Genomic DNA, 22,844 nt, shown 5'->3' on the forward strand with positions numbered 1-22,844 from the left:
GACTTATCGCGACATTGATGGTGTTTGATTGTAATTAACCATCTCAAGAACTTTGGGGGGTAAACGACACTTGGTTTGGTTCATTGGATGATGAGTATCTGCTACTGCTATTGACTCTTCTTTACTAACAGATTTTTTGTTGACCAAATCGAACTCATAGTTGCGTGCAACAATTCCTACTATGCTCATGTCTGGTAACGAGCGAAGCTGTGGCGCCACACTCATTGATGAATCATACTTAGCATGGTACTTCAAAACGCCTTGTATCCAATGATGACCACCAGCTAAAGACTCACTATGGATTAAATGCATCCTTCTTTGTAATCTTGTAGAGAAATCTATTTGTGATGTAGCGTTTAACTCTTCAAGAGCAAAATCTACAGCTGCATCAATGTAATCAACATCATAATTTTTTATATAAGCTAAAGTGCTCCATGCTAGAGCGCTTATATATTGATCGCGTTTTTCAACAATGCTATCAGCTTCATTAAATACCGGAAAACTTACTTGAAATCTAAACCATGAATACATTTCTTCAGTTGAATGCAAAAAACATGAGCTCCTTGTGTTGTCTGTCGCTTTTATTAGATCGTATGGCTTAATTTCCATGGGCAAGACTGACGACCCATAGTGAGGTCTTACTGGGTTATTGTGTTTCATTGACTCACCCACTTTACGTGTAAGGTCCGAAACACGACCCGCTATATACGGAGCTTGACTGGCTAGCAAACGATTAAAATTATTTACTCGCTGATAAATTGAACTAAGTTCATTGTTCAGTTTCATATTTTCTCTGGCTGCAATCTTTTGGTCTGCCAGGTTAATTAAATTATGAACAATTCTATTTGTATCAACAATACCGATAGGTAACTTGGCCATTACTACACCCTTACAGTTAGTTCTAGTAAATTTTGAGTGATGGTGCTTTCGTTCGCAATTAGCTCTTTGGGCATACAATCGATTAGCGGTGGTTCATCTTTTATACAATTAGTGATAACGGAAAGTACATCACAGCCAGTTAGCATTTCTTTTTTTGCCATTGACAATAACTCTGGTGAAAATGCAAGAAACTCAAAAGGTAAATGCTTTTCTCCTGCGAGCATCTTCAAAGGGTCTAGACTTCTGCAATATGCTTTTATATCAGTAACCTTTTCGAAATTTAAATCCAAACCATATTTTATTGCAAATATCTGCGATAGATAAAAGTCATCTGGTACTTGCTTAAACGAGCTAATACTTCCCTGAACACTCACTAAGGCTCTCGCTCTCTGCCTTGCAAGAGTTACAAAGTTATAATCTGTGATAATGGACTTAATATCACCCAGAATTTGTTTACATTTTTTGAATGATTCAGTTGTTAAATCAGGTTTTAACTTTAGCAAGTTAGCACTCAAATAGGCAAAATCACGCCTATCTTTAGTGGCTTTTATGTGGGTTTGAACCTCACCGAACAATTGCATATTAAAAGTATTTGCTTGGTCGAACCCAACCAATTGCATCTCGGCAAAACTGGATAACCTATGCAGATAGCGCCCAGCTAACTCAATAGTGAATGCATAGTCATAACAATAGCGATTTAGGAATTCTGCATGTGATAACTCAGTCACCGAAGATTGATGTGCATATGCATACCTTTTAAATATTTGATTGGCATAGGTTGACGCATCAGTGATTTTCGCTTTATCTACAACACTATCCACGATCTGATTCATCAGAGTCATTCTGCTGTGTATCAAACCAATGGAATGTTTAACATCCGTGATATCTTTGGATATAGATGCATTCACACTATCGAATTCGTTTAGATTGCTTCTTGCTTGTTGTGTTGAGAGCAGCTGGCTATAGCCTCTGAAAAATTGATACATGAAATACTACCGCCTCTAATTATGTACCCAATAAGTATATTAAAACACAGTAAATTGGATTTTTAAAGTTACTTTATCCCATTTAATGGCTAAGAGTTAGCCAAAAAAAGACCGACAGCATGGTTATATATAGGTGTTTTAACTATGTATAATGTGTACTTAGGTCACTTTTAGTGGCCTTTTTACGGGCAAAACATGGCTAAATATATAGTGTATTCTGTGTGCTGTGTATTATCAGACCAAGCCTTCATCCTGCTAAACCGCCGCGCAGCGGCTATTACAAAGCAACAACCGTTCTCTGTTGAGAATATACATACCGAGCGTACACACTGTGTGCATTCTCGGCGCAAAAAAAAGCCCAGTATTGCTGGGCTAGAACTCACTCACTCGCAGTTGTACACAGTTTTCACTATATACTCCATCGAGTCGGTCTTTTCGGTTATAGAAAATATTAATACATGCTGGGCTGCGGTGGTTCAAATTCTTCAGCGGCATTGGCACTTTTAGATTCAGCCACTTCCTTTTTAGGTTTAGCTACATTTGCCTTATTAGCAGTAAGCAGGTCGGCGATATCAGACGAACTAAGTTGCGCTTGGATGCCGGCGACTCTTGAGTCTGCTGTCTCATAGTTAGCAATGTTTGTAACAACATCTGAACCGCACACCTTCCATATTGGCTTATCACCTAGCTTTGCGTGTGTTTCAGGATTTTTAGCGAATGACTTGATCAAAGCAAGTGCTAAATCCGGTTTTAATTTAGGAGCGTTAGTGACCTTTGAATACTGTGCAACTTCTTCACTATTATGAAGAGTACAAAGTTTATTTGAAAAGGCTACGAAGCTAGACCCAATTTTATCAGCTCGATTCAACTTTAGAATATTATCAACTAAAGCCTTTGTATATCTGTCTAATACGGGTGTTGATTGCTCTACCCAATCATTGGGGTTTGAAGCTACCTTTTTAGACACTTCAAGGGCAGCAAACTCGCCTAATGTTCTATTTAACTGTGAGAAAAATAACTCACTTTCATTTCCAACTTTTCCTGAGTGCTCTTTAATTAGCGCAACTTGATTAGGAAGCAGTGGTGAGCCTGTAATCAACTTTTTGGCTATAGGCATTACATTATTGGTAATGCTTAAGTAATAACCCTTTAGCTTGCTTGAGGCATCCATACCAACTAGAGATTGCGCTCTTAACATTACTTCAGTCAAATCGAAGTGAACATTGGATTTCAATTCGCCCATATCTAACATTTTTTCATATTGAGCAAACGCGACTTGAGAATAACCTAGAAACTTAGACCATGTACGTGGGGTTGCAAATGGCTCGCCGTTCTTGCTCTTTGTTACAGTTGAAAAAAACTCAGGATTTTGCTCAAAGAAGCCACCTAGATAGGCATCCCCGCGTCTATGAGCAGGTCCAGTAGCAGTATTTGCTCGATGAACCCAATCTTCAGCTGTATCAAAGACCATCCAATTTTGGCGTCTTGAGGCATTTGCTGATGATGTACTAGAGATGTTTGTACCATCAAGTTTACCGAGGTTGCCTGTTGAACCAACAAAAGTATTATCACCAATACTGATCGTTTGGAAACCCTTACGCTCCATCAAAGAGAGACACATATTTTGGATGCCGGGAAGCGCATTAGGCAAATCGTCGAGCAACAACATAGCTCCACCAGCTTTCGTAAGGTTTTCAGATGCCAATGGTGGCGCTGACATAGTGTATTTTACACCATCCAAATCGACTACTACTGGAACCCCACTAACCACTGTCTTGGATGTTTCACCACTTAATTCCAGCGTTACAATAACAAAATCATCTTTACTGGCTTTAAATTCACCGACTGGGTTTGGTACAAAATTTAATCCCAATTGCTTGGCTGTCCAATCCCCTGCGATCATGAATGATGTAGTTTTACCAACACCTGGCCTGCCTGCAGCGTGATGAGGTTCAACTTTATATGAGAAAAATGGTTTTTCAAATTCGCGTGAATATACATCTTCAATCAGCGCATTTCGTTTTGATTGATCTTCGGAAGATGGATTCTCTACATAAAAATTGGCGAGCATATCTTGCTTTAGCAATTCGATAAGCTTTTTGGTACTTACCTGTGGGATTGCTAATTCATTGTTATTATCTAAATTCATAGCGCCCCCTACTGCTCGTTAATTGTGATTGTTTTGGATCTCAGCTTTTGAGCAAGAAGGTTTTCTCCACTCTTATCGCCTCGACTTTCTTGTAGCACGACAGATACACCTTTTACGGGTTTACCACTGTCTCTTGATCAGATTTCATAAGCTCTCGCCATCAGCAATCATTTCTTTCGCGACTCGGTAGCCTACAACATGAGACTGCAATGTACTCCAACCTTCCCAAACCGCCGTCCAGCTTGCGATCCCTGTTCGTTTGGTATCGGTGAAACCACCCAACTTTGCGATTGATTGATACGCCCATTTCAGACTCGGCGCGCCTTTATCTTTATGCCCTCTAGGCTTATTAAACCGCATTAGCACCTTCCATTCATCTTCTTCGAGTACCGTGTCACAGCGTTGAGCCTCCACTGCTTTGGCCTCCTCAACCAGCCCTTTTTTACGTAAATAATAAGGGATGGTGATGGCTTCTCTGAGTTGCAGTAAACGGACGCCGATAAAAGCTAAGATTGAAACCGCTCTTTCTAAGTTCTTAGGCTCTGTCATTCTTTGGCGCTCAGCTCCTGCACCCGTTTTCCATGCTTTATGAAAATCCTCAATTCGCCATCTTGCGGTGTAAATATCAATAATATGAAGTGCTTGAATTAACGTATCGATTGGCTCTGTTGTTAATAGCACCCAGCGCAACGGCTCAGTAACGCTTTTTGATGTTTTTTCTTGAGCGTACACCACGTTTACTGGCTTAGTCTCACCTTTCGTTTTGAACGTAACCTGTGCCACTTTAATGGTTAGCTTGGCTTTTCTTGCCACGCGGTTTACAGGCTTCCCTTTACTATTTTTTGTCCCCTTCTGGGCGATATCGATAGTGTATTCACCCCGTTCGGCTTGTGATTCAAGATGTTCAAATAACGTAGAGTCAGTCTCTATCAGCGCTCTAGAATGTTTCGCTCGAACGACAAAACGCTCATTATGCTTCTGTTTATCTTGAATATAACTCAGTATGTCTGCTTCTCTATCACACACTGAAATTACCCGTGACATGAGCTTTCCCAAGCGTTGACGGCAGAAATAAGAGGCTTCTGACCACTTACCGCTTTCTTTTTCGTCAGCATCTTCAGGATTATTAGGACGAAGCCAGTATTCTTGATGAATGAGCCCGATAGTCTGAGTCGTGAAGCTGTCTAATAGCAGGGTTGAATGAACCCACCAACCACGTGATTTATCTGTCGTCGTCCCCAGTTTGCCAAGCTCTTCTGCTACTTGATGTTTGTAACTCAGCGCAGTGGTGTCATCAATGGCTAATATCTCAGCATAGGGCTGGGCAAGCTCTGCAGTATGTTGAAAACCAGAAGCTCTAATTACTTCTGGAGAAATGTTGTCGTTACGGATCAATCGATAAGCCCCTTCAACTTTAGCCTCATTACCTTGACATGATAAAGCGATAGACTTACCACTACAACGTGCCATATCTGCAGCGACTTCGATGACACGATCTGTGCGACGCGGGTCACCAAAGAAACCGTTTTTAAAGTGATTGTATGACCATTGCTCTGGGTTGAATATTGACATGGTTTTTCTCTAAGTAACTGAAGTTACTTGATCTGATCACAGTTCACCCCAGAAGTTCAATATTTTTTATACTTGTGTAGAAGAGTCAGGGTTTACCATTAACTGTTTTTAGGTCTATTAAGGTATCAAGTGCAACGAATGCTGGATGGTCAATGTTTTTGAAGTTAATGATTTCGAGGACGGTACGTTTACTTTTGGTCAAGTTTTCTAAGGCCGCGCAGACTGAAGAGTAATCAGTTGCATCAACTTTAATATGTAATATTGATAACTCATCAAGTGAATCTGCATTTGAAGTAACATGATATCCAGTTAGGCCCGATACGAAGTCCAATGTATCTTTTGGCAACTGAAATCCACAATTTTCATTATAAACAAGCGTCATTGGTGTAGGCGCCCCTTTAAAAAAAGGTACTCCTTTCACTTGTTCGTAGGCTTGCGCAAATGGACAGTTCAAATGATCTTCAAAAGAAAACTCAGTGAACATATCTGAAATAAGAAGTTGTTTGGGCAAATGCCCTACAAACACTCCATCTGAAACCGATTGACTCATATACACCTCTACCATAATGGTACCTGATTAACATTGTTTTCTATGCTTTACGCAATTATACTAATCTACTATATGAAAAGTAGATTTACAAGGAGGCGTGATGACTAAAGAACGGGCTAGCGGGTACCTATTAGAGTTAAGGTCTAAAGGCCATAACATTCAAGATACTATTGAAGTTGCCAAGAACCCTGACATCCCCACTTGGCAGAGAGCTGAAACCATTGTTAATGAAGTGTCGAACTGTGCATCTCAAGGTGACATCAAATTTTTGATTTCAAATTCTATTGAATCGATTCATATTCTCCGCGATGAGTTGATTCATTCGCGTCAAGCTAGAAAAACCGAATCGCCCCCAACATTAGGGGTTTGGCTCTTATCATCACAAATCAAGTCATCTGCAGGTTTATCGTTTTTAAGAGTTGAGGGTAATGTCGACTCTATGAAGAAAAACATAATTGCATCAAGTTACAATCCATTATCTAAAAGGTGTGAGTTCAACGATGAAAACGGAATTGAGTTTCTTTTATTCAATGACCTATATCGTAATGATAATGATCTACAAAAAGCATATATCGAATTTATTGCCTCAATTTCAACAGAGCCTGAGCAATCTTCTCAATACAAACTAATTCACAAGTTCACTAATTCATTAGCTGAACCTAATTCAATAAAAGTGTACGGAAAATCAGTTTTAGACTTTTTAGGAGCAGCTGGTCACGAGAGAACGGCAAGCCTACTCTTCTCTGAGATCATCGACAGAGAGGCTGAGATAATATCCAGATCTGTCAATAAAGATAAAATCGAAGAGTTCACACAATCAATCAACAACAGCTTGTAGGGGTTAATCATGAGCACACAAAACACACTTAACTCACAACCAAAATTACAAGGTGTCCTAAATAAATATAGAGCTGTCCTAACAGCTTCTGACCAATATGGACTTCCTTCATTTGGGCTGCTTTCACTTCTCGCAGAAAAAACACCTATGTTTATTTATGACCACCCAGAGATTACTGCCCAATGCTCTACAGCCTTTGCTTGCCAAGCTGGAGTATTTGTACATGCCAATACTTTTATTAACCTACTTTCTGCTGATTCAGAAGCAAAATCACAAGGTAAGAATAGTGACGGTGTAATCTTTATGTTGACTCATGAATTAGACCACATCTGCCGTGATCACTTTTCTAGATGCCTTCAATACAATCCAGAGATATCCAATATTGCGCAAGATATACGGATAAATATGGACAAAATCCGTGACCTAAAATTAGAACCTGGTACTTATCTACGCAATGAACTTGGTGGATGGGGATTGACCGATGAAGAAGCAACTAAGTTTGGATATTTCCCTGAAGAATTAATTTGTGCAATGTTGACAGATGAAGCGAATAAGCAGGACGCTCAACAAAAACCACAAAATGGTCAGCCTGAAAATGGCAAGCCTGATAACGGCCAGCCTGATAATGACCAGTCTCAAAGTGGCCAGTCTGATAACGGCAAGCCTGAAAACGGCCAGCCGGATAATGACCAGCCTCAAAGTGGCCAGTCTGATAACGGCAAGCCTGATAATGGACAATCTCAAAGTGGTCAGCAACAGCATGTATTCAACCCAAAAATCCCGAATCTTGAGCAATATGGTAATTTAGGCAAGATCGTAAAATCGCCCAACAGTGATATGAACCATACAATGCAGCTTGAGGATTTTATCAATACATTGAAGGCGAATAATCTTGATGGTGTACTTGATAAATTAGGCTTAAATAAAGATGCTACTCCGGCACAAATCCAAGAGGTGAAAGACCGTTTTCAAGATCAGGTTTTGGAATCATTTCAACGTATTCAGGACATACGTCGTAATAATCCTTTTTCAGACAAAATGCCCGGTCAACATATCGAAGAAGCAGTAGGTTATTCATTGGGAGAGCTTAAAAAGCCTCTAATGAAAATCGAATCAGTTATCAGAGATATTATTGTCGGAGATGGCGAAGAGTGGCAAATGGATGCCGATATTCCTACCGATCTATATTTCCAAGACCCATCCACAATGGGAGTTGAATATGCCGTTTATGAAGAAAGTATGCAGCCTCGCGAAATTGAAACGCTCCCTACTATCATTATCGTAGATTCATCCGGCAGTCTATACCCGTGATCATTGAAAATGCTTGATTTTGTCCCAAATGGGATCATCATAGCCCCATGAAACAAATTACACTCTCGCCAGAACAAAAAGTAGCATTGGAAACTCGACATAAAAGCTCGAGTGATAGGCGTGAGTGTGATCGCATTAAAGCCATTTTACTACGCGATGAAAATTGGCCAACGCCAATGATTGCCCAAGCGTTACGTATTCACGAAACGACCGTAGTTCGATACATTGATGCCTATGCTCACGACCAAAAACTCACGTGTAATAGTGGCGGCTCTTTAAGCTATCTGAGTCAAGAGCAAACTGAACTCTTGATTGCACACCTGTGTGAGGTGACCTACTTGCATAGCCATCAAATAGTCGCTTATATCTCAGAACAATTTCAGATTAAGTACACGGTATCAGGCCTCAATAAATGGCTGCATAAACATCAGTTCAGCTATAAAAACCCTAAAGGGGTTCCTCACAAATTTGATGAAGACAAACAAACGGCTTTCATTGAATATTATGAGCAACTAAAATCCTCGTTAACCCCTGATGAACCGTTATTATTTATGGATGCGGTTCATCCGACCCAAGCCACAAAAATCACCGCAGGCTGGATAAAAAAAGGCGTTGATAAACCGATAGAAACGACGGGAAGCCGAACCCGTATTAACGTGGTTGGTGCAATCCGACTTGGTCACTTAACAGAAGCGGTCATTGAGCAATATAGCAAAACGGTTAACGGTGCATCCATCATCGATTTTTTAAACCAAATTAGAGCGCGTTACTCAACAAGTGGTGTTATCCATTTGGTGCTTGATGGCGCTGGATACCATCGAAATGCCTTAGTGGTTAAAGAGGCTGAACATCTGAATATAACATTGCATTACCTGCCGCCTTATAGTCCAAATTTAAACCCAATAGAACGATTGTGGAAGGTAATGAATAAGCATGCGAGGAATGGGCAATACTTCGCAACGACAAAAGAATTCCGACGAAAAATCACTGACTTTTTTAGCATCACCCTCCCCGATATTGCCGATACACTCGGTGATACAATTAATGATAACTTTCAGAAATTAAAACCTGCAGTTTGAATTCACTTGAGTATATATGGTGATAAAGCCACCATGGTGGAGTTCTTTTCAATCGCTGCAGGTATGGTTGAGGAAGATGATTCAGCTAGAGTATGGGTGTATTCCGCTGACACAGCAATTCGTGGAACACCCGTTCTATTAACCAAAGACACTATTGATGATTGCGTACATAATCTTGATGTTTGTGGCAGTGGAGGTACCGAGTTTACAGGGCCAATCAACACCGCTCTAGAGCATTGTAGAAAAAACTCAAATGTATCAAATCCAGGCGGCATTATTTACCTAACTGATCTCGAAGCAACCGCTCCATTGGAATCAAATTTGGATGATAACTTACCTCCTATTGTCTTTATTTGTCGTGAGCGAGATTTCGACCCTAGATTTAAAAAGGCCGTCAGTAATTACGCAGAAGTTCATGCTATCAATATGACTAAAGAATTGAATCTACAGGATATGTACGAGGATAATCAGGATAAGAAAGCTGCGGTCAACTTTGGGCGATAAGGAGCTTAGATGGAACAACCATTGTTTTTGATCAAGCAATTTACTAAAAAGGTTTATTGCAATTCTGCAGAGGAAGTTAAAGTTACTTTAAAAAGAGAGTTTCGTGGGACTCATGTCAGCTTGCAAGAACCCTCTGCCTCTGGAATAAATAGAATTTGCTTCCTCACAGTCCTACCTACCGGTGCAATCATTGACACTTACACATTGAAAATTGTTGATATCTACAATTAATATAAATATCTGGGACTTATAAGCCATTATAAGTCCTAGTTGTTTACTATAGAATCGACACGTTATTAACTTGGCCTGTATCACCATCAACTTTTGCTGTTAATGATTTTCTCTTTGTGTATTTAGACCTTGCTAAATAAATATCGATGTACTTTTCCATTCTTGTTGTGTGAATAAGCAAACATTTTTTGTTTGTTTGGAGTTCATACATACAATTTGTACTGATCGCATAAGTTTCTACAGACGACTCCGGCATACCTTCATCAAATAAAGAAACAAACTGAGATCTATCCTCTAAAGCTATAAAACTGAAAACTGAAGCTGGAAAAACGCCTGAAGCCTTCCTGACTTTAAAAAACATACCTCTCAACAAGGTTGAGTTATATGCATGATTTGTGAGTAAAGCTTTAATCACATCTTGCTTCAGTGCATATTTGATTATCTTGTTTGAGGATTTTAAGACATCCTTAAGACTGTATTCATCATTATAGTAATATGACATATCACCTAGTAACTTTTCTGCTTCAGTCTTAGCATCCTTAACCTTTGCTAATTTCTTTAATTTTAAATTAACACCACACAATACAAGTGCAAATGCAGCAAAAAGCACCTTTTCGAAATCTCGCAAATTATCAACTGATGTAAACTCTTTTCCAAGTTGCTTTCTATATAGGTCTTGCAGTGACTGCCTATTTATCGCGTAGTCATCATTAGCAAAGGTCAGCACCCCATTGTCTACTAAATATTGTATTGGCTTATCTCTGACCCTAAATTTCGACTTTGTTGCGTCGTAGCCAGAAATTTCTAACGGGTTGTATTTAATTAAGTACCTTTGAGTACGCCAAATTTGGCTTGTGACTTTTAATATACTTTCTAAGTCATGTCGTTTATTGAATACTTCATTATTTGCAAATGCCAACTTTGCCCCGAAGAATATTAACAATACATTAAATATATATCCGAAATAGGTTGTTGCTGAATCAGTATTTATCATTCCTGACCAATAAAAATCCCCAATGGGTATCTCACTCATTTTTTCATCAATAAAACTAATATTTTCAGCCATTTGAATGCTGACAATATGGTGGTTAATATCTAAAATTGATAATCCCATTATGATGTACAATTCAAGTTTTTTAACGATAAACCATGGAAATTGATAAACTTCAGGTACATAGTAAATCAGTGCGAACACGCCACCGATTACTATTATAAAAATGGCCAGAGTATCTTGGGCATCCTTCTCATAGTCCTTACTTTCCATGCGTACCCCCTATGATTGACTGAAACCAAAGCTTTGGTCTTGAAAAATACACAGGGAATGGAACCGAGTTATCAGGATCTCTCAAAATAGATGCTCGCCATAGAGAACTAATTACGTGTGAGAAAATTCCGATAGTTATAAAAATCAGGACTACATAATAAACAAAGCCAAAGTCTTCATTTATCACTTGAACGAATGGCGTTGATATCCTCTCAAATACTTCTGTTTTTATCCCAAAGAAAAATATCAATGAAAAAATATAAATAATTCCATATAGTAGTGCTAATGCTATCTGCAAATGTGCTGATGCATAGCGCTTATCTAATGGCACCTTCTGTAACTCATTTACCATTATCAAATGTTTTCGACCTACCTCTGTTTCATTGAGGTCCATTACATTGATCTTTTTGTTACTTGCCATTTTTTTCATGGCTTTTTGTACATCATAAAATGGGTTGGAAGCCCCAGGCGTCAAATTGAAAATTGACGGCCTTATAATCCACTTACCAACTTTACTGAATACTCCCATTTAATACCTCTTAGCTCTTAGAAAATTGCGCGACTATGTCATCAACCATTTCCATGACATTTTTCATCACGGTCTCTTGCATTTCTTTCATATTCTCTGCCATAGAGTCAACGGTCTCGCCAATAGAATCTAGAGCGCCGTCGGGTATTGATGGGTTGCTTGCACATAATGCAGATGAATCTTGCATCAGGTCCATCATGCCAGCACTTGATATCTCAAACTGTTTAGTTAACTCATGAAGTGATCCAGGCCCACGTTCGTTAAAAGCATCCATTACAGCTGATTGCGAATCTATGCCGTTTTCCATTAAATGGTTTTTTATATTACCTTTAGCAAAATCATTCATCGCCTGTAATTGTTTTGCTTCATAGGCCATATCAAGCAGATTCTGTTCTTGGTCATAATTACTTTTAAGTTTCGCGGTTTTAAACTGCGGCCCTGTTTTATTCAATAAAACATTCATTATTTCAGCAATAACTAAAGTGTTGATCTCTGATTTAGCGGCCTTTTTTTCAACCAACTCACGGTTAAACTCTAGTTCATCAATCGCTTCTTGATCGTCAGGATGTGGCTTTTCTTTTTGCCAATCAAACTCCTTGGTATATCGTGGTTCAAACAGTTTTGCCGATTCAGGTATAGCTTTTATCATCTGAGCTTTAAGAGATTCGAGGTAGTTAGCATTATCGACATTTTCGATTGTAATTTTATTAACATCTTGCTCTATCGTTGTAGACATTTTAGCCTCTCTCATTTGCTTTTAAAATTAATGATGCAAGTAGCTTATTTTGCATGACTTGATTTTGAGTCATATCGAATAAAAGCTTATTTGTAGTAGCTGTTTGCATTGCTATATCTATTAGTAAAGGAGTTGGTGCAGCCAAATCATTAATACCTCGCCTCCAATCTTCACTGTAATAGGTGTCAGTAATCTGCTTTTGAAGCAATGAATACTCTGATTCAGTACCATTTACGATAGCTTTACGCTGAATGTCATTTGAGAATATAGACGTCGCTATTTCAATGTGAGTTATTTTACTCGCGTTTTTAGCTTGTTTAATTAGTGATGGTTGACTCATATCGGGATTGTGCCTGCGAATTGTAACTCCTTCGCTAGCGGTGGCTTTCAGTATGTCGACATAATCATATGCCTGCTTTACCTCTTCAGCATTGAGTTTTTCTTGGACATGAATACTTGGGTTTAATATCTTACTAATGTCTGCTGTTTGGGTGTTTATAAGCTTTGAAACTTTAGCCAAACCAGGCTTCTGATCTAAAGGTGTTTCTTCTGAATATTTTTTTGTTTCAATTTCATTAACATTTGCAGATGTAATCTTTGCTGACTCTTTGTTGGCCAACTCATTACTTGCTGCCTCATCTAATGCACATGCATTAGGCCTTGGTGCAGTTTCACGCTTAATTCTCTCTTGCTCAAGTGTCTTTGCTACTTGGTTTATGGAATCACCTGTTTTTGCAATCGTTACAGTTGTCTTATCTCCTTCGGACTCCATGAGAGAACCCCAATCACCAGAAAATATAGCCATAATATTTTCAAACATCGGAGTAAGCTGATCAGTTAACGTTGATGATATCTCTTCTGCAAACGATTCAATCAAATCAGTTAAACTAGCTGCTCTGGCAGAATTTGACTGCATCAATAGAGCCATGCCAGCTACAATTGCAGTTAATTGTCCAATTTCTCTTGATGAATGGACCTTCGTACTATCATTTTGCAATTTATCTAATTCGCTAATATAACTTGCCAATACCTTTGAAGTTTCTGGATCGACTTCATTTGAATTGGCTTTAACATTATCAGCACTTTCTATGTAATTTTCGCTCATTTTAGCTCCTGTAGGGTTCTAATTAAAGTTAAAACCATGGTTTGCTCTTTTAACTTTAATAAGTTATTGAGCAAGTCCAATTTGATCGTACTTTGATTGAATAAATTAATCCCGGACGGGACTATATCTGCCACTGAAGCTGTATCAAGACGCCACTTATCACTGTAGTAGGTTTCATCAATTTGCTGATAAAAATACGTATATGCTCCAGAATTAAGATTAGCTATGTCAATTTCGAACACACTCATTGCTATCGTCTTGGAATTGGCTTTTTCTGTGTACTTTTTCCTTTTTAGTTTTCCGGCCAGCCCTTCATGAGTGGAAAGTGTTTCTTCAAGATTCCCGTTAATACCCACTAGATTTGTAGCCGTTTTTCTGTAAGTTGACTCTTCTTCTATTGTCAGCTTTCTTGTTAGATCACCGAATAAAGTATTCGGGCTTAATATTAGACCGCCCCTACTATTTGCATTTATGAACTCAATATCATTCAGCCTTAACTGATCCCTAATGCCAGCGGCATAACTTCTCTTATCTGATAAAATACTTCCAATAAAAGATGATTTTGTCTCATCAATTGATGCTTTAAAATCAGTTTCGCTTTGTTGCTTATTATCTATGGCCAGCTCCATATCACATGCTCTCGGGGCAGGCATGGTGGACCGCAAGATCTTTTGATTATGAATTTCAACTTTCGTAGCGTTTACACCATCACCCACCTTGGCAACTTTGGTAGTATCAGTTTGAAATGACGCATTCCATAGCTCTGCCATCATGTCTTCAATTTGTTGAATAGCAGTATCTAAAGCCCACTTAGCGGCTTCCGACATTGCTTGGACAATGATTTGAATTGGATCTGCGTTTGATGGTTTGCTGTAGGTAGCTAGTGCGGTTCCGGCCACCAATGCAAATGGCACTTTAAAAAAACGTCTACGTGAATTATCAATTTTATCTTTCATCATGAGCTGAGTTCCGACAATGATTGTATGGCTAATAACTTTGTTATCGTGTTATCCACCTCATTAATATCAAGTAATATCTTGTTTTCTATTGATTTAATCTCGCTAAGTACGATACCTACTGGCACAAAACTCACGAAGCCGCTTTCTCCATTTAGTTTAGAATTTAACTCCTTGTTTTTTGTATACAAATCGACATTCATTTGAAGGATTTCAAAATCACTTAGGCCTTGTTCTTTCCTATAGTTTCTTGATACTTCATTTAATCCAGCATCTAAAGTAGGAACATTGAACTTTGTACGTTTCGATATTAGATAATCGAGCGCTACTTTTGCTGTGTTTATTTGAGCTATTTGAGTGGCTTTTTTAGCATTAGACCTATCGGCCTTGAACCCTTCACCGTTTAGATTGATCTCTGGTATTTGAGGTAAAGATGCGTTAAAAAACACATCTATTTTAGTTAACTCTTCTGATGTATACCCAGAGCCATTCATCAATAGATTAACGGCATCATTAATAGACGAACTTAAAGCTAAAATCTCCGCATCAGTAGATAAATCTACATCAAATTGGTCTGTTTGAGGTGTCCCTGAACTAAAGTTTTTTATTTCAGTATTTCTTAATGTCGCTCTAGCTTGAGTTTGCGATTTGGTGTTTGTTACACCATAATTCCTCAATTCGTTGAGTTGCCCGCCGGTACAATTTAAAGGAGTTGGTTCTGTGTCAGCCATTAACTCTTTGTTAGCCACTTCCTTACTTGTAGCATTTATGGCATCACCAAACTTTGCAAAATCTACCCGTAAAGTATTCTCTTCTTCAATTGTTTTCTCGCCATTGTTTTGGCCCCACTCACCAATTTGATCTTGAGTATTCTGATACCAGGTATTTCCGTAATAGGTAATGATGATTTCAGCAATATATTGCAATGCATATTCAAACAAATCTTCATCCAGATTAGCTTCAGCCTTCTTTGAATATACACTTAACATTGTGCCTAATATGCCGCCAAACATCATGCCGAGTAGTTTGCGTCTTATGTTCATTTGGCCACCTTTAAAAAACGCGCACTTTGAAGACTTAAAATTAGCAAGCCTATATTTTTCCCGTAGCGAACTCTAATTTGTTTTAGGTCATCTTGTAGTAGATGTTTTTTGCTGTTTTCACTCAAGTAATCGTTGATAGACGAAATATAGAGATTTGTGCATGAATCAAGGTAAATATCCCCCTCTTCACTTAAATCACAATTTAGATTACATGATTTTGTTAGATAGTTGATTGCCTGCTCAATTGCATCTAGAACACTTAAAAAAAGATTTCTTTCATTCGAATAATCTGAAAATGATTTGGTGATAATAGGGATTAATCGAGTGACCGTTTCTAGTTGAAATTTCTTTGAAAATGAATAGCGACTATCAGCAATATCTTTATCACTTTCAAATTCACTTAGGCATTCTACTATCGGGTAAATACTACAAATAGAGGCGCAATCGTAGACACCTGTCTTATTGCCAACTGCACACACAACATCAGCGACCAAATTATCCGCTAAATCTACACCAGCAGATGCTAATTTTATCTGAAGGCGCTTTGACTCATTAATAATTGATTTTAATAGGTAGACTCTATCTTCTATATTGCGACATTCAGTTGATTCAATCGCACAGATTAGTGTCTTACTGATTGTCTCAAATGTTAATTTTGATGCCGGTATCGAGACCAACTGATTTGTTTTATTTATAGCAGATTCAAACTGACTCAACGTAGAAGTCATAGTGACGGTCCTGGAGTTTTGTTTTGTTCAATATCGAATTCATCTATCACATTTTGGGCAACTTTTCTTGAGGCACCAGTTTGAAGTACACCCGACTCGTTGAGGATGCTCGATATAAGCCCTTGCTTCAATTTCTTGTTATCAAGCACTTCACCTACACTAAGGTCTAGATTTTTCGGATTAAACTCGTTAATCAAAATTGAAACATCTAAACAATTTTCATTAACAGATGAACAGCTTAAAACTTGATCTACTGCATCACATGCAATTAATAAAAAAGTCCCTTTGTCGAATAGCTCGCACTCTTCATATTTAACACCGAATTCTGAATCCGAAGCAGCATAAACAATGCTATTTACTTGGGTTTGTATGTTGAGAAGAGAGTTAACCGCTTGCGAATAACTCATAATAAATGGCTCTAGTTTTTTTATACCTAATTTAATCGGCCACAGCTCATCATTAATTTGAAAAGACGTTAAATTTGGATTAACTATATTGAATGCCATCTCTAAAAGACTTTTTACACTTTGTTCAGATTCCATGCTACAATCTCGATAGTTAACTGTTAAGGTATACGATAAGTATAGTACAGTATAGCCTTTTATAAAAGAACATCTCAACCGATATTTGTAAGGAAGAAATATGGACGAAGCATTGATTAAGTCTGACCCGAATAAGACTCTTCTTGAGTCATATGGTGAAAAGCTGCAGACTTTATCCACTAAAGAAAGTCAAAGTGTTTATGTTTATTCAATGCTTACTGACTGGGTGACTAAACTACTAATAGCTCAATTGGCTGACTGGAAAGTGACCCCTGTTGGTCATGTTCTTTGCTGCGCCAAGGATGTAAGTGAAACTTTAGGTTATGATACTGATGATAGTGCGATAATAGTTCCTGACGCACTAGAGTGGTTTGGCCGTGTCGCGTGGCTTGAATGTCGTGTAGTAAAAGACACCATTTTGCTAAAGAAAATGATCAACTTTCAATGCTTCTGGATTCAAATTGTAATTACTCCAGAACTCTCTAATGACTTAAAAAGCAAACGTACCTTAGTATTTAGAACTCTAGGTGCAGATGCCAATTCGAATGAAATCCCGCTAATACATGCATCTCTAGACGCTAAAGGCTAAGGGTAATAATCATGGCAATAAAAAACTTACTTGGTGGCGATGAGATAAAACCTCTAAACGAAGTTATGCATGAAAATAATTCTATCGTCCCTCACTCATTATTTTTACAAAGTGTTATGGAAGAAATCACATCAATGGTACCAATTGACGCCACTGCCGATGATTTATGTCATGCCTTTAGAAGTGATCCACAAAATACATTCCTTGTTGCATCTCTAACCGACGTAGGTAACAGAGCTACACGCGAGGAAGTTAGAGAGCGTATTGCTGAAGACTTAATGAAAAATGGCTCAAACAGCCAATTTAACAACCCAAAACCTCACTAACTTTGCTGTTCACTGTGATTAATTTTACATCCAACCACTTGTAATGCAGGTGGTTTTTTTATTCGCAAAATTGTTTGTGATAATTGCCATTAATGCCAATCATGAAGGTAGGCTCAAATCTCATTGAATCAGCCATCATTGCCGATTCGTATTTATCAGTTATCAATCTTTTTATTTCTTCCGTAGAATCTGGGTTAATGAGCTTGTTTAAAACCGAAAGCCTCAACCTTGTTTCTTGTGAAAAACGAGCCCCCCTTAGAAGACTTACTGAATAAAAAGCAAAAGCTACTTCTTCATTACGTCTTACCCCCAATCCCTCCTGATACATTTCTCCCAGATAGAAAAAAGCATTCAAATTTCCTTGTCGGGAGTTGATGTCAAACAGCCTTAGAGCTTCAGCATAATTAGGTTGCTTATTGAAATGGCCAAGGTGATACCTGGCTATGGCGCAAGTTAATCTTAGATTCTCGAACTCAATCGCTATGGATGTGTAATCGTTAACCGTATCTTTTATATTTTTAATTGCTGCCGGGCAATTGGCTATAGAGTTCAAAAAACTATCTATCGTTGAAACATTTCCACACTCAAACAACACTCGCTCTTCTTTCGCATGTTTAACTTCTCGCGAATCTACGAACTCTACAAAATCATTTGATGTACAGGGTGCGGCGACGAGTATCATCAGCATTAAACTTAAGCGACTGGATATAATCAAAGGAGGTCACTCACAGGAATGAAAGCAGGCATACTTAAAGTTCCTTCGGCTGGGCTAAATTCAATAGCCCTAGAGGTAGCTTGCCCTTCTGTATAAGTGCAACCATCGCATGACCGGATACGATAAATACCTTACCTTCACTGTAGCGTTTTAAAGCTACATTGCTTGTTTTGCCAGTGTGAATAAACAGTGAACCAGACGCATTGTGGGAGGTTGTTTTTTTAAGTAAGTCTTCTATATCAGACGTTTTTACAAACCCGTGATAGCTCTTTGCTTGGATAAGGAATAAATTGCCATTTATGTAGAACTTCCCATCGATGCCACCATCACCTGTATATCGCTTGTTCCTTTCAATATTGACAAAAGTATTGCGATTTATTGATGTTAAGATCATCTCTTCAAAAGTGAACGGGTCCATTTTTCGAATATAAGTTATGACCTGAGCAGGTAGTTCGATTGATTTGATTTTTTTAAGTGCTGACTTCGAGCTTTCGACTCTCCATCGGCTCGTTTTACCACCATAGCTGATGTACAGAAGTGCCAATACGGTGAAGAGCGTAATATAGGTAACCGGCAAATATGCTGAGTAACTTAATGATGGTAAGTGCTGATTGTAATATGAGCTAACAACATTCAAAACACTGTCATTAATGTTATAAACGAGCAAATCAATTTTATGATGATATTCTGACAACAATGTATATCTCCCAAGCTTGCATTATTTATACTTATAATGTACTAGAAAGGTGGACACTATTCAATAACGTTCTCTATAGAATCTGTCAGCAACTTTAGAAATGTGGTTCTGTGATCGGCATTAATCTTGGCTAATTGCTTAGCATCTCCAACTATTACTAAACTCTTCTTTGTTCTAGTTATTGCTGAGTACACCCAATTAGTGTTTATTAAGGAGCAATTAAACGGTATTACAACAATTACAAGATCAAACTCAGCCCCTTGAACACGATGAGGGGTGAGCGCATAAGCAAGTTCAAATGTGCTATCAAAATGTTGAACACCATCGAAACATAATTCCTTCCCCTGAATGATGACACTGAACAAGTCTTGCTTGCGGGTACAGACCCCCACTTGGCCGTTAAAAAGCCCAAGCCTATAATTAGTTTTCTTTAAAATAACTTTAAGACCACCCCTTTGATTACCTACAGCGCTACTAACTAACTTGTTAATCGATAAAGTCCCTACAGAACCCTGGTGCACTGGAGTTAAAATCTGAATCTGGTTAAGTTCCATTCCGGTATCAACAGCGCGACTGATCGCCTTTTCTATTACGAGAGCAGTGTCTGAATCACTATCGGTTTGCTGAATTGATAGATTATTTGATACGTAATCAAATATGTTACTTACACCAAATGGAGCTATTATATCTAGGGAAAGGTTTTCTATTTGTGATTGGTTGTTTCTATAATTGCTTTTCAAATTTACTTTGGGATATGCATTCGCTTGTACTACTGAGTAAAAGAATGCTCCTGGTTGAATTGATTGTACTTGTGATATATCTCCTACCATTATTAGATGGGTTCCTGAGTTTATGGCGACTAATAACGCCAGAACTAATTCGTTACAGAGTAACGTTGCCTCATCAACAATAAGAAATTTGCAGTCTAGTTTATTACTCTCAGATTTAAGAGGCTTAAATGCACCTTCTACATCCTTGTACTCTAAAAGACGATTCACTGTGTAAGCCTTTAAACCTGTTAAATGTTTTAGCTTGTTTGCCACAACACCAAGCAACGAACAAATTACGATTTCTTTACTTTTAACACCCTCATTGATCAGAGATAAAACTAGCTCTTTAATTGTCCTTGTTTTTCCTGATCCAGCATTCCCTGTTATAAAAGATACTGGGTACCTAATCCCATTTTGAATTGCTTTATTCTGTAAATCATCAAGTGAATCGAGATGGCATATTTTAACGTTGCCATGGTTACCTTTTGATTGATGCAAACGTTGCAATTCTAGGTGAATCGATAACTCCACTTCAAAATCTTCTTCGTACCCAACATGGCCCCTGAACACCTTAAAGCCTACTAAACTAGAAGGTATGCTACTTATTTCGGTTGCAGTGCTTCCTTTGTGGCGTCGCCTTTCTACTAAAACCTTTATATCATTCATTAGAAGGTCATTTTGTTGGGTGTGAAGTCATTAGTCTCATCAATATCGCTATCAAGCATCTTCTGAATAGCGTTGAGCATAATTATCTCGTTATTGGAGTTGAACAAATGTTTATGGTCATCACTATTTCTGAGGCTAAGCATTATGACGCCATGGTCTTGAGTACCATGAGTTTCTGTAAACTTTGACACCTCGCTTGATGTGAGAGTGAGCAATTCATAGATATAATCATTTTCGGTTACTGCAAAATCTATGGTTGGGTCAAAGTATAGGTCACCGATTTTTAAAAAGGCATGTTCCACTGGTACACCCCTTAAAATAAAACCAATAACATACTTGACCTTTTCTGACTGATCTTCTGGCAATAAATCAACAATTAACTGCTGCAAATGCATAGTATTATAATGACAATAAGCATCTTTTTTGAATTCAGCACATGCATCTATCATCCATTTGGGGCATGGACTTAAAGTTACGCGCTTTAAATGTTCAGAATTTATGCGCTCTGTTTCAAAAATATATTTTTCATCCTGATTCATAATTACATTTTCAGTACGAGGGTTTGTCCCTCTATAACGTTTGATGAACATGCTAAAATTTCAGTGTTACTATCAAATGATGCAATGATATTTTTTTTGTGTACTACGGCCTCTGGATTACTAGTTTTGCAAGTGCATGCTCCACAGTAGCCATCTCTACACTGTGAATAAACACTGACTCCCGCCCTTTCAAGTGCTTCCAGCACAGTTTCATCTTTTACTGGATAAAACTTGCCATTCACCACAATAATCTTTGCCATACAGCCCTCTTTATCAATGCACCTTTCAAGTATCACAAAAGTTGATTTGAACGTCAAATTATAATACTATTTTGATAGTTTTAACTTAATAGGGATTAACATGGAAATTGCAGAATTTGGTAAAGATGTACTAGAACAATTCAAGCATTCAACAACAAAATTATCGATCGAACTCGACAAGCCACTTTGCATGCGTGATCAGGTTGCAATAATTTCTGATGTTTCGGGCGTACCGCGTCAAGATGTTATCAATACTTTAAAAGCTTTAAGCGGATCAATCTTCTTCCAACTTATGAATGAAAAACTGACAACCGTTAGAATTGAGGGGTTGATTACCTACCAGCGTATAATTAAGAAGCCGCGTAAAGAAGGAAAGCGCAGGATAAATGATGGAACTGAAATTACAATTAAGAGTCAACCAGCTAAACATGACGTAATAACTAAACAGCAGTCCTCTGCAAAGCAATTAAAATTCCCGGTAAATACATCTTGCGATAAAAAACTGCGAAAAATCATCTCGGACGAACTTGAAGTAAAATGATAAAATCTGGTTGCTTTGTTCCCTATGCAAAGCAGCCAATTATCAAATGACCAACTACATACCTTTACCTGTATTCAATATCTTTGGTGCATCTAAATCATTTGGCGACATCGGCTCATTAGTCACTTTTGATAGCCATTCGTAGATCACATGGTCTCCTTTTCTATCACCTTCAAAACCGATTTTTTCAGCAATAGGACGGATTTTTTCATAACTTTCATCAATATTATGTTTTGATCTATCTTTGCGGTGCTTTTCACCAAAGGCAAAGACCTCACCATATGCTTCAGCTAGTAGAGTTTGCCTTTTTGAAATTAATGTCGGGTCTAATTTAATGGCCACATCATTAATTACGCTAACCAATGACTTTACGCTTAATGCTGCAACGGTCCCAATTACGCCTACAGTGCCTGCAGTAGCCACCATATTCATCGTGGATTCATTATTAAGATAATCACTGACCATCATCAAAGATGATGTTTTTGTGTTTCCTAAATCCATTGAGAGAAATGAAGCCGCAACTTTAGTGCTCATAGCTGTAACTGATGCTAAGGCACTCCCTGCAAGCATTGTTAACGACGACATCAACAAGAGATCTTTTGCTCTTTGAAAATTTTCGCTTCCAGCCATGATATTTAATTCAGCGGCAGTATCTAGCGCAATATCAACTGATGATTCCCAGACAAAATCATCATCATACTTTATTTCACCAACTTTTATGGTCGCCATATAAACCCCT

27 protein-coding genes are annotated in these 22,844 nt (G+C 38.2%); 8 read left to right on the plus strand and 19 right to left on the minus strand.

What is annotated here, in order from left to right; all coding sequences use genetic code 11:
* Positions 1 to 3: 3 nt before the first annotated feature.
* The 5 genes from HNW13_RS18170 to HNW13_RS18190 form a co-directional block, all read right to left on the minus strand.
* Positions 4 to 879 (minus strand): hypothetical protein, encoded by an 876-nt coding sequence (locus tag HNW13_RS18170; RefSeq protein WP_192114542.1) that lies wholly within the window; start codon positions 877 to 879, stop codon positions 4 to 6.
* Between the two features lie 2 nt (positions 880 to 881).
* Positions 882 to 1,865: a hypothetical protein gene (locus tag HNW13_RS18175; protein WP_192114541.1), complete on the minus strand. Its 984-nt coding sequence runs from the start codon at positions 1,863 to 1,865 to the stop codon at positions 882 to 884.
* Positions 1,866 to 2,316: 451 nt separating this feature from the next.
* Positions 2,317 to 4,014 carry a hypothetical protein gene (locus tag HNW13_RS18180; RefSeq protein ID WP_192114540.1) on the minus strand — a complete coding sequence of 566 codons (1,698 nt, stop codon included), beginning with the start codon at positions 4,012 to 4,014 and terminating at the stop codon, positions 2,317 to 2,319.
* A 144-nt stretch (positions 4,015 to 4,158) separates the two neighbouring features.
* Complete coding sequence (locus HNW13_RS18185; protein ID WP_192114076.1) at positions 4,159 to 5,586, minus strand: IS4 family transposase; 1,428 nt, start codon at positions 5,584 to 5,586, stop codon at positions 4,159 to 4,161.
* Positions 5,587 to 5,671: 85 nt separating this feature from the next.
* Positions 5,672 to 6,136: a hypothetical protein gene (locus tag HNW13_RS18190; RefSeq protein ID WP_192114539.1), complete on the minus strand. Its 465-nt coding sequence runs from the start codon at positions 6,134 to 6,136 to the stop codon at positions 5,672 to 5,674.
* A gap of 100 nt (positions 6,137 to 6,236) precedes the next feature.
* Here HNW13_RS18190 and HNW13_RS18195 point away from each other — a divergent pair, with 100 nt between their 5' ends.
* The 5 genes from HNW13_RS18195 to HNW13_RS18215 are packed head-to-tail and all read left to right on the plus strand — an operon-like array spanning position 6,237 to position 10,099.
* A complete protein-coding gene (locus HNW13_RS18195) occupies positions 6,237 to 6,974 on the plus strand; it encodes a hypothetical protein (RefSeq protein WP_192114538.1) in 738 nt (245 codons plus the stop codon).
* A 9-nt stretch (positions 6,975 to 6,983) separates the two neighbouring features.
* On the plus strand, positions 6,984 to 8,285 hold the full coding sequence (locus HNW13_RS18200; protein ID WP_192114537.1) for a hypothetical protein: 1,302 nt from the start codon (positions 6,984 to 6,986) through the stop codon (positions 8,283 to 8,285).
* A gap of 47 nt (positions 8,286 to 8,332) precedes the next feature.
* Positions 8,333 to 9,364, plus strand: a complete 1,032-nt coding sequence (locus HNW13_RS18205) for an IS630 family transposase (protein WP_124011554.1) — start codon at positions 8,333 to 8,335, stop codon at positions 9,362 to 9,364.
* A gap of 6 nt (positions 9,365 to 9,370) precedes the next feature.
* Positions 9,371 to 9,868, plus strand: coding sequence for a hypothetical protein (locus HNW13_RS18210; protein ID WP_192114535.1), 498 nt, complete (start codon positions 9,371 to 9,373; stop codon positions 9,866 to 9,868).
* A gap of 9 nt (positions 9,869 to 9,877) precedes the next feature.
* Positions 9,878 to 10,099 carry a hypothetical protein gene (locus HNW13_RS18215; RefSeq protein WP_192114534.1) on the plus strand — a complete coding sequence of 74 codons (222 nt, stop codon included), beginning with the start codon at positions 9,878 to 9,880 and terminating at the stop codon, positions 10,097 to 10,099.
* A 46-nt stretch (positions 10,100 to 10,145) separates the two neighbouring features.
* Here the strand turns inward: HNW13_RS18215 and HNW13_RS18220 are convergent, their stop codons facing one another.
* From HNW13_RS18220 to HNW13_RS18255, 8 genes are read right to left on the minus strand one after another with little or no spacing between them, the layout of a single operon-like run.
* Positions 10,146 to 11,363: a hypothetical protein gene (locus HNW13_RS18220; RefSeq protein ID WP_192114533.1), complete on the minus strand. Its 1,218-nt coding sequence runs from the start codon at positions 11,361 to 11,363 to the stop codon at positions 10,146 to 10,148.
* Positions 11,353 to 11,892 carry a hypothetical protein gene (locus tag HNW13_RS18225; RefSeq protein WP_192114532.1) on the minus strand — a complete coding sequence of 180 codons (540 nt, stop codon included), beginning with the start codon at positions 11,890 to 11,892 and terminating at the stop codon, positions 11,353 to 11,355. The genes HNW13_RS18220 and HNW13_RS18225 overlap by 11 nt, the downstream gene beginning before the upstream one ends.
* Positions 11,893 to 11,902: 10 nt before the next feature.
* Complete coding sequence (locus tag HNW13_RS18230) at positions 11,903 to 12,628, minus strand: hypothetical protein (RefSeq protein ID WP_192114531.1); 726 nt, start codon at positions 12,626 to 12,628, stop codon at positions 11,903 to 11,905.
* Position 12,629: 1 nt separating this feature from the next.
* Positions 12,630 to 13,733, minus strand: coding sequence for a hypothetical protein (locus HNW13_RS18235; protein ID WP_192114530.1), 1,104 nt, complete (start codon positions 13,731 to 13,733; stop codon positions 12,630 to 12,632).
* Positions 13,730 to 14,692, minus strand: coding sequence for a hypothetical protein (locus HNW13_RS18240; protein ID WP_192114529.1), 963 nt, complete (start codon positions 14,690 to 14,692; stop codon positions 13,730 to 13,732). Before HNW13_RS18240 ends, HNW13_RS18235 begins: the two co-directional genes overlap by 4 nt.
* Entirely contained in the window at positions 14,689 to 15,732 is a 1,044-nt protein-coding gene (locus tag HNW13_RS18245; protein ID WP_192114528.1) for a hypothetical protein, read from the minus strand. The genes HNW13_RS18240 and HNW13_RS18245 overlap by 4 nt, the downstream gene beginning before the upstream one ends.
* Positions 15,729 to 16,460, minus strand: coding sequence for a hypothetical protein (locus tag HNW13_RS18250; RefSeq protein ID WP_192114527.1), 732 nt, complete (start codon positions 16,458 to 16,460; stop codon positions 15,729 to 15,731). The genes HNW13_RS18245 and HNW13_RS18250 overlap by 4 nt, the downstream gene beginning before the upstream one ends.
* Positions 16,457 to 17,002 carry a hypothetical protein gene (locus tag HNW13_RS18255; RefSeq protein WP_192114526.1) on the minus strand — a complete coding sequence of 182 codons (546 nt, stop codon included), beginning with the start codon at positions 17,000 to 17,002 and terminating at the stop codon, positions 16,457 to 16,459. The genes HNW13_RS18250 and HNW13_RS18255 overlap by 4 nt, the downstream gene beginning before the upstream one ends.
* A 100-nt stretch (positions 17,003 to 17,102) precedes the next feature.
* On the opposite strand from HNW13_RS18255, the gene HNW13_RS18260 reads away from it, so the two are divergent.
* Together HNW13_RS18260 and HNW13_RS18265 are read left to right on the plus strand one after the other, a co-directional pair.
* Positions 17,103 to 17,591 (plus strand): hypothetical protein, encoded by a 489-nt coding sequence (locus HNW13_RS18260; RefSeq protein ID WP_192114525.1) that lies wholly within the window; start codon positions 17,103 to 17,105, stop codon positions 17,589 to 17,591.
* A gap of 11 nt (positions 17,592 to 17,602) precedes the next feature.
* Positions 17,603 to 17,917 carry a hypothetical protein gene (locus tag HNW13_RS18265; RefSeq protein WP_192114524.1) on the plus strand — a complete coding sequence of 105 codons (315 nt, stop codon included), beginning with the start codon at positions 17,603 to 17,605 and terminating at the stop codon, positions 17,915 to 17,917.
* A 58-nt stretch (positions 17,918 to 17,975) separates the two neighbouring features.
* On the opposite strand, the gene HNW13_RS18270 is transcribed toward HNW13_RS18265, so the two are convergent.
* The 5 genes from HNW13_RS18270 to HNW13_RS18290 are packed head-to-tail and all read right to left on the minus strand — an operon-like array spanning position 17,976 to position 21,564.
* Positions 17,976 to 18,632 carry a sel1 repeat family protein gene (locus HNW13_RS18270; protein ID WP_192114523.1) on the minus strand — a complete coding sequence of 219 codons (657 nt, stop codon included), beginning with the start codon at positions 18,630 to 18,632 and terminating at the stop codon, positions 17,976 to 17,978.
* Positions 18,633 to 18,666: 34 nt separating this feature from the next.
* Positions 18,667 to 19,329, minus strand: a complete 663-nt coding sequence (locus tag HNW13_RS18275; RefSeq protein WP_192114522.1) for a restriction endonuclease — start codon at positions 19,327 to 19,329, stop codon at positions 18,667 to 18,669.
* A 56-nt stretch (positions 19,330 to 19,385) separates the two neighbouring features.
* Positions 19,386 to 20,765, minus strand: a complete 1,380-nt coding sequence (locus HNW13_RS18280) for an ATP-dependent RecD-like DNA helicase (RefSeq protein ID WP_192114521.1) — start codon at positions 20,763 to 20,765, stop codon at positions 19,386 to 19,388.
* Positions 20,765 to 21,304, minus strand: coding sequence for a hypothetical protein (locus tag HNW13_RS18285; RefSeq protein ID WP_192114520.1), 540 nt, complete (start codon positions 21,302 to 21,304; stop codon positions 20,765 to 20,767). Before HNW13_RS18285 ends, HNW13_RS18280 begins: the two co-directional genes overlap by 1 nt.
* Positions 21,305 to 21,306: 2 nt before the next feature.
* A complete protein-coding gene (locus tag HNW13_RS18290; protein ID WP_192114519.1) occupies positions 21,307 to 21,564 on the minus strand; it encodes a 2Fe-2S iron-sulfur cluster-binding protein in 258 nt (85 codons plus the stop codon).
* Between the two features lie 100 nt (positions 21,565 to 21,664).
* Between HNW13_RS18290 and HNW13_RS18295 the strand changes: the two genes are divergently transcribed.
* Complete coding sequence (locus HNW13_RS18295; protein ID WP_192114518.1) at positions 21,665 to 22,105, plus strand: hypothetical protein; 441 nt, start codon at positions 21,665 to 21,667, stop codon at positions 22,103 to 22,105.
* Between the two features lie 54 nt (positions 22,106 to 22,159).
* On the opposite strand, the gene HNW13_RS18300 is transcribed toward HNW13_RS18295, so the two are convergent.
* The gene (locus HNW13_RS18300) at positions 22,160 to 22,834 is read right to left on the minus strand and encodes a hypothetical protein (RefSeq protein ID WP_192114517.1); all 675 of its coding nucleotides are present in this window, start codon (positions 22,832 to 22,834) and stop codon (positions 22,160 to 22,162) included.
* Positions 22,835 to 22,844: the final 10 nt, after the last annotated feature.

The sequence above is a fragment of the Shewanella sp. BF02_Schw genome, assembly GCF_014596695.2.
Taxonomy (GTDB): Bacteria; Pseudomonadota; Gammaproteobacteria; order Enterobacterales; family Shewanellaceae; genus Shewanella.

Coding starts and splice junctions, on each gene's coding strand:
- HNW13_RS18170 (WP_192114542.1), bottom strand. CDS start 879: ATGGCCAAGTTACCTATCGGTATTGTTGATACAAATAGAATTGTTCAT.
- HNW13_RS18175 (WP_192114541.1), bottom strand. CDS start 1,865: ATGTATCAATTTTTCAGAGGCTATAGCCAGCTGCTCTCAACACAACAA.
- HNW13_RS18180 (WP_192114540.1), bottom strand. CDS start 4,014: ATGAATTTAGATAATAACAATGAATTAGCAATCCCACAGGTAAGTACC.
- HNW13_RS18185 (WP_192114076.1), bottom strand. CDS start 5,586: ATGTCAATATTCAACCCAGAGCAATGGTCATACAATCACTTTAAAAAC.
- HNW13_RS18190 (WP_192114539.1), bottom strand. CDS start 6,136: ATGAGTCAATCGGTTTCAGATGGAGTGTTTGTAGGGCATTTGCCCAAA.
- HNW13_RS18195 (WP_192114538.1), top strand. CDS start 6,237: ATGACTAAAGAACGGGCTAGCGGGTACCTATTAGAGTTAAGGTCTAAA.
- HNW13_RS18200 (WP_192114537.1), top strand. CDS start 6,984: ATGAGCACACAAAACACACTTAACTCACAACCAAAATTACAAGGTGTC.
- HNW13_RS18205 (WP_124011554.1), top strand. CDS start 8,333: ATGAAACAAATTACACTCTCGCCAGAACAAAAAGTAGCATTGGAAACT.
- HNW13_RS18215 (WP_192114534.1), top strand. CDS start 9,878: ATGGAACAACCATTGTTTTTGATCAAGCAATTTACTAAAAAGGTTTAT.
- HNW13_RS18220 (WP_192114533.1), bottom strand. CDS start 11,363: ATGGAAAGTAAGGACTATGAGAAGGATGCCCAAGATACTCTGGCCATT.
- HNW13_RS18225 (WP_192114532.1), bottom strand. CDS start 11,892: ATGGGAGTATTCAGTAAAGTTGGTAAGTGGATTATAAGGCCGTCAATT.
- HNW13_RS18230 (WP_192114531.1), bottom strand. CDS start 12,628: ATGTCTACAACGATAGAGCAAGATGTTAATAAAATTACAATCGAAAAT.
- HNW13_RS18235 (WP_192114530.1), bottom strand. CDS start 13,733: ATGAGCGAAAATTACATAGAAAGTGCTGATAATGTTAAAGCCAATTCA.
- HNW13_RS18240 (WP_192114529.1), bottom strand. CDS start 14,692: ATGATGAAAGATAAAATTGATAATTCACGTAGACGTTTTTTTAAAGTG.
- HNW13_RS18245 (WP_192114528.1), bottom strand. CDS start 15,732: ATGAACATAAGACGCAAACTACTCGGCATGATGTTTGGCGGCATATTA.
- HNW13_RS18250 (WP_192114527.1), bottom strand. CDS start 16,460: ATGACTTCTACGTTGAGTCAGTTTGAATCTGCTATAAATAAAACAAAT.
- HNW13_RS18255 (WP_192114526.1), bottom strand. CDS start 17,002: ATGGAATCTGAACAAAGTGTAAAAAGTCTTTTAGAGATGGCATTCAAT.
- HNW13_RS18260 (WP_192114525.1), top strand. CDS start 17,103: ATGGACGAAGCATTGATTAAGTCTGACCCGAATAAGACTCTTCTTGAG.
- HNW13_RS18265 (WP_192114524.1), top strand. CDS start 17,603: ATGGCAATAAAAAACTTACTTGGTGGCGATGAGATAAAACCTCTAAAC.
- HNW13_RS18280 (WP_192114521.1), bottom strand. CDS start 20,765: ATGAATGATATAAAGGTTTTAGTAGAAAGGCGACGCCACAAAGGAAGC.
- HNW13_RS18285 (WP_192114520.1), bottom strand. CDS start 21,304: ATGAATCAGGATGAAAAATATATTTTTGAAACAGAGCGCATAAATTCT.
- HNW13_RS18290 (WP_192114519.1), bottom strand. CDS start 21,564: ATGGCAAAGATTATTGTGGTGAATGGCAAGTTTTATCCAGTAAAAGAT.
- HNW13_RS18295 (WP_192114518.1), top strand. CDS start 21,665: ATGGAAATTGCAGAATTTGGTAAAGATGTACTAGAACAATTCAAGCAT.
- HNW13_RS18300 (WP_192114517.1), bottom strand. CDS start 22,834: ATGGCGACCATAAAAGTTGGTGAAATAAAGTATGATGATGATTTTGTC.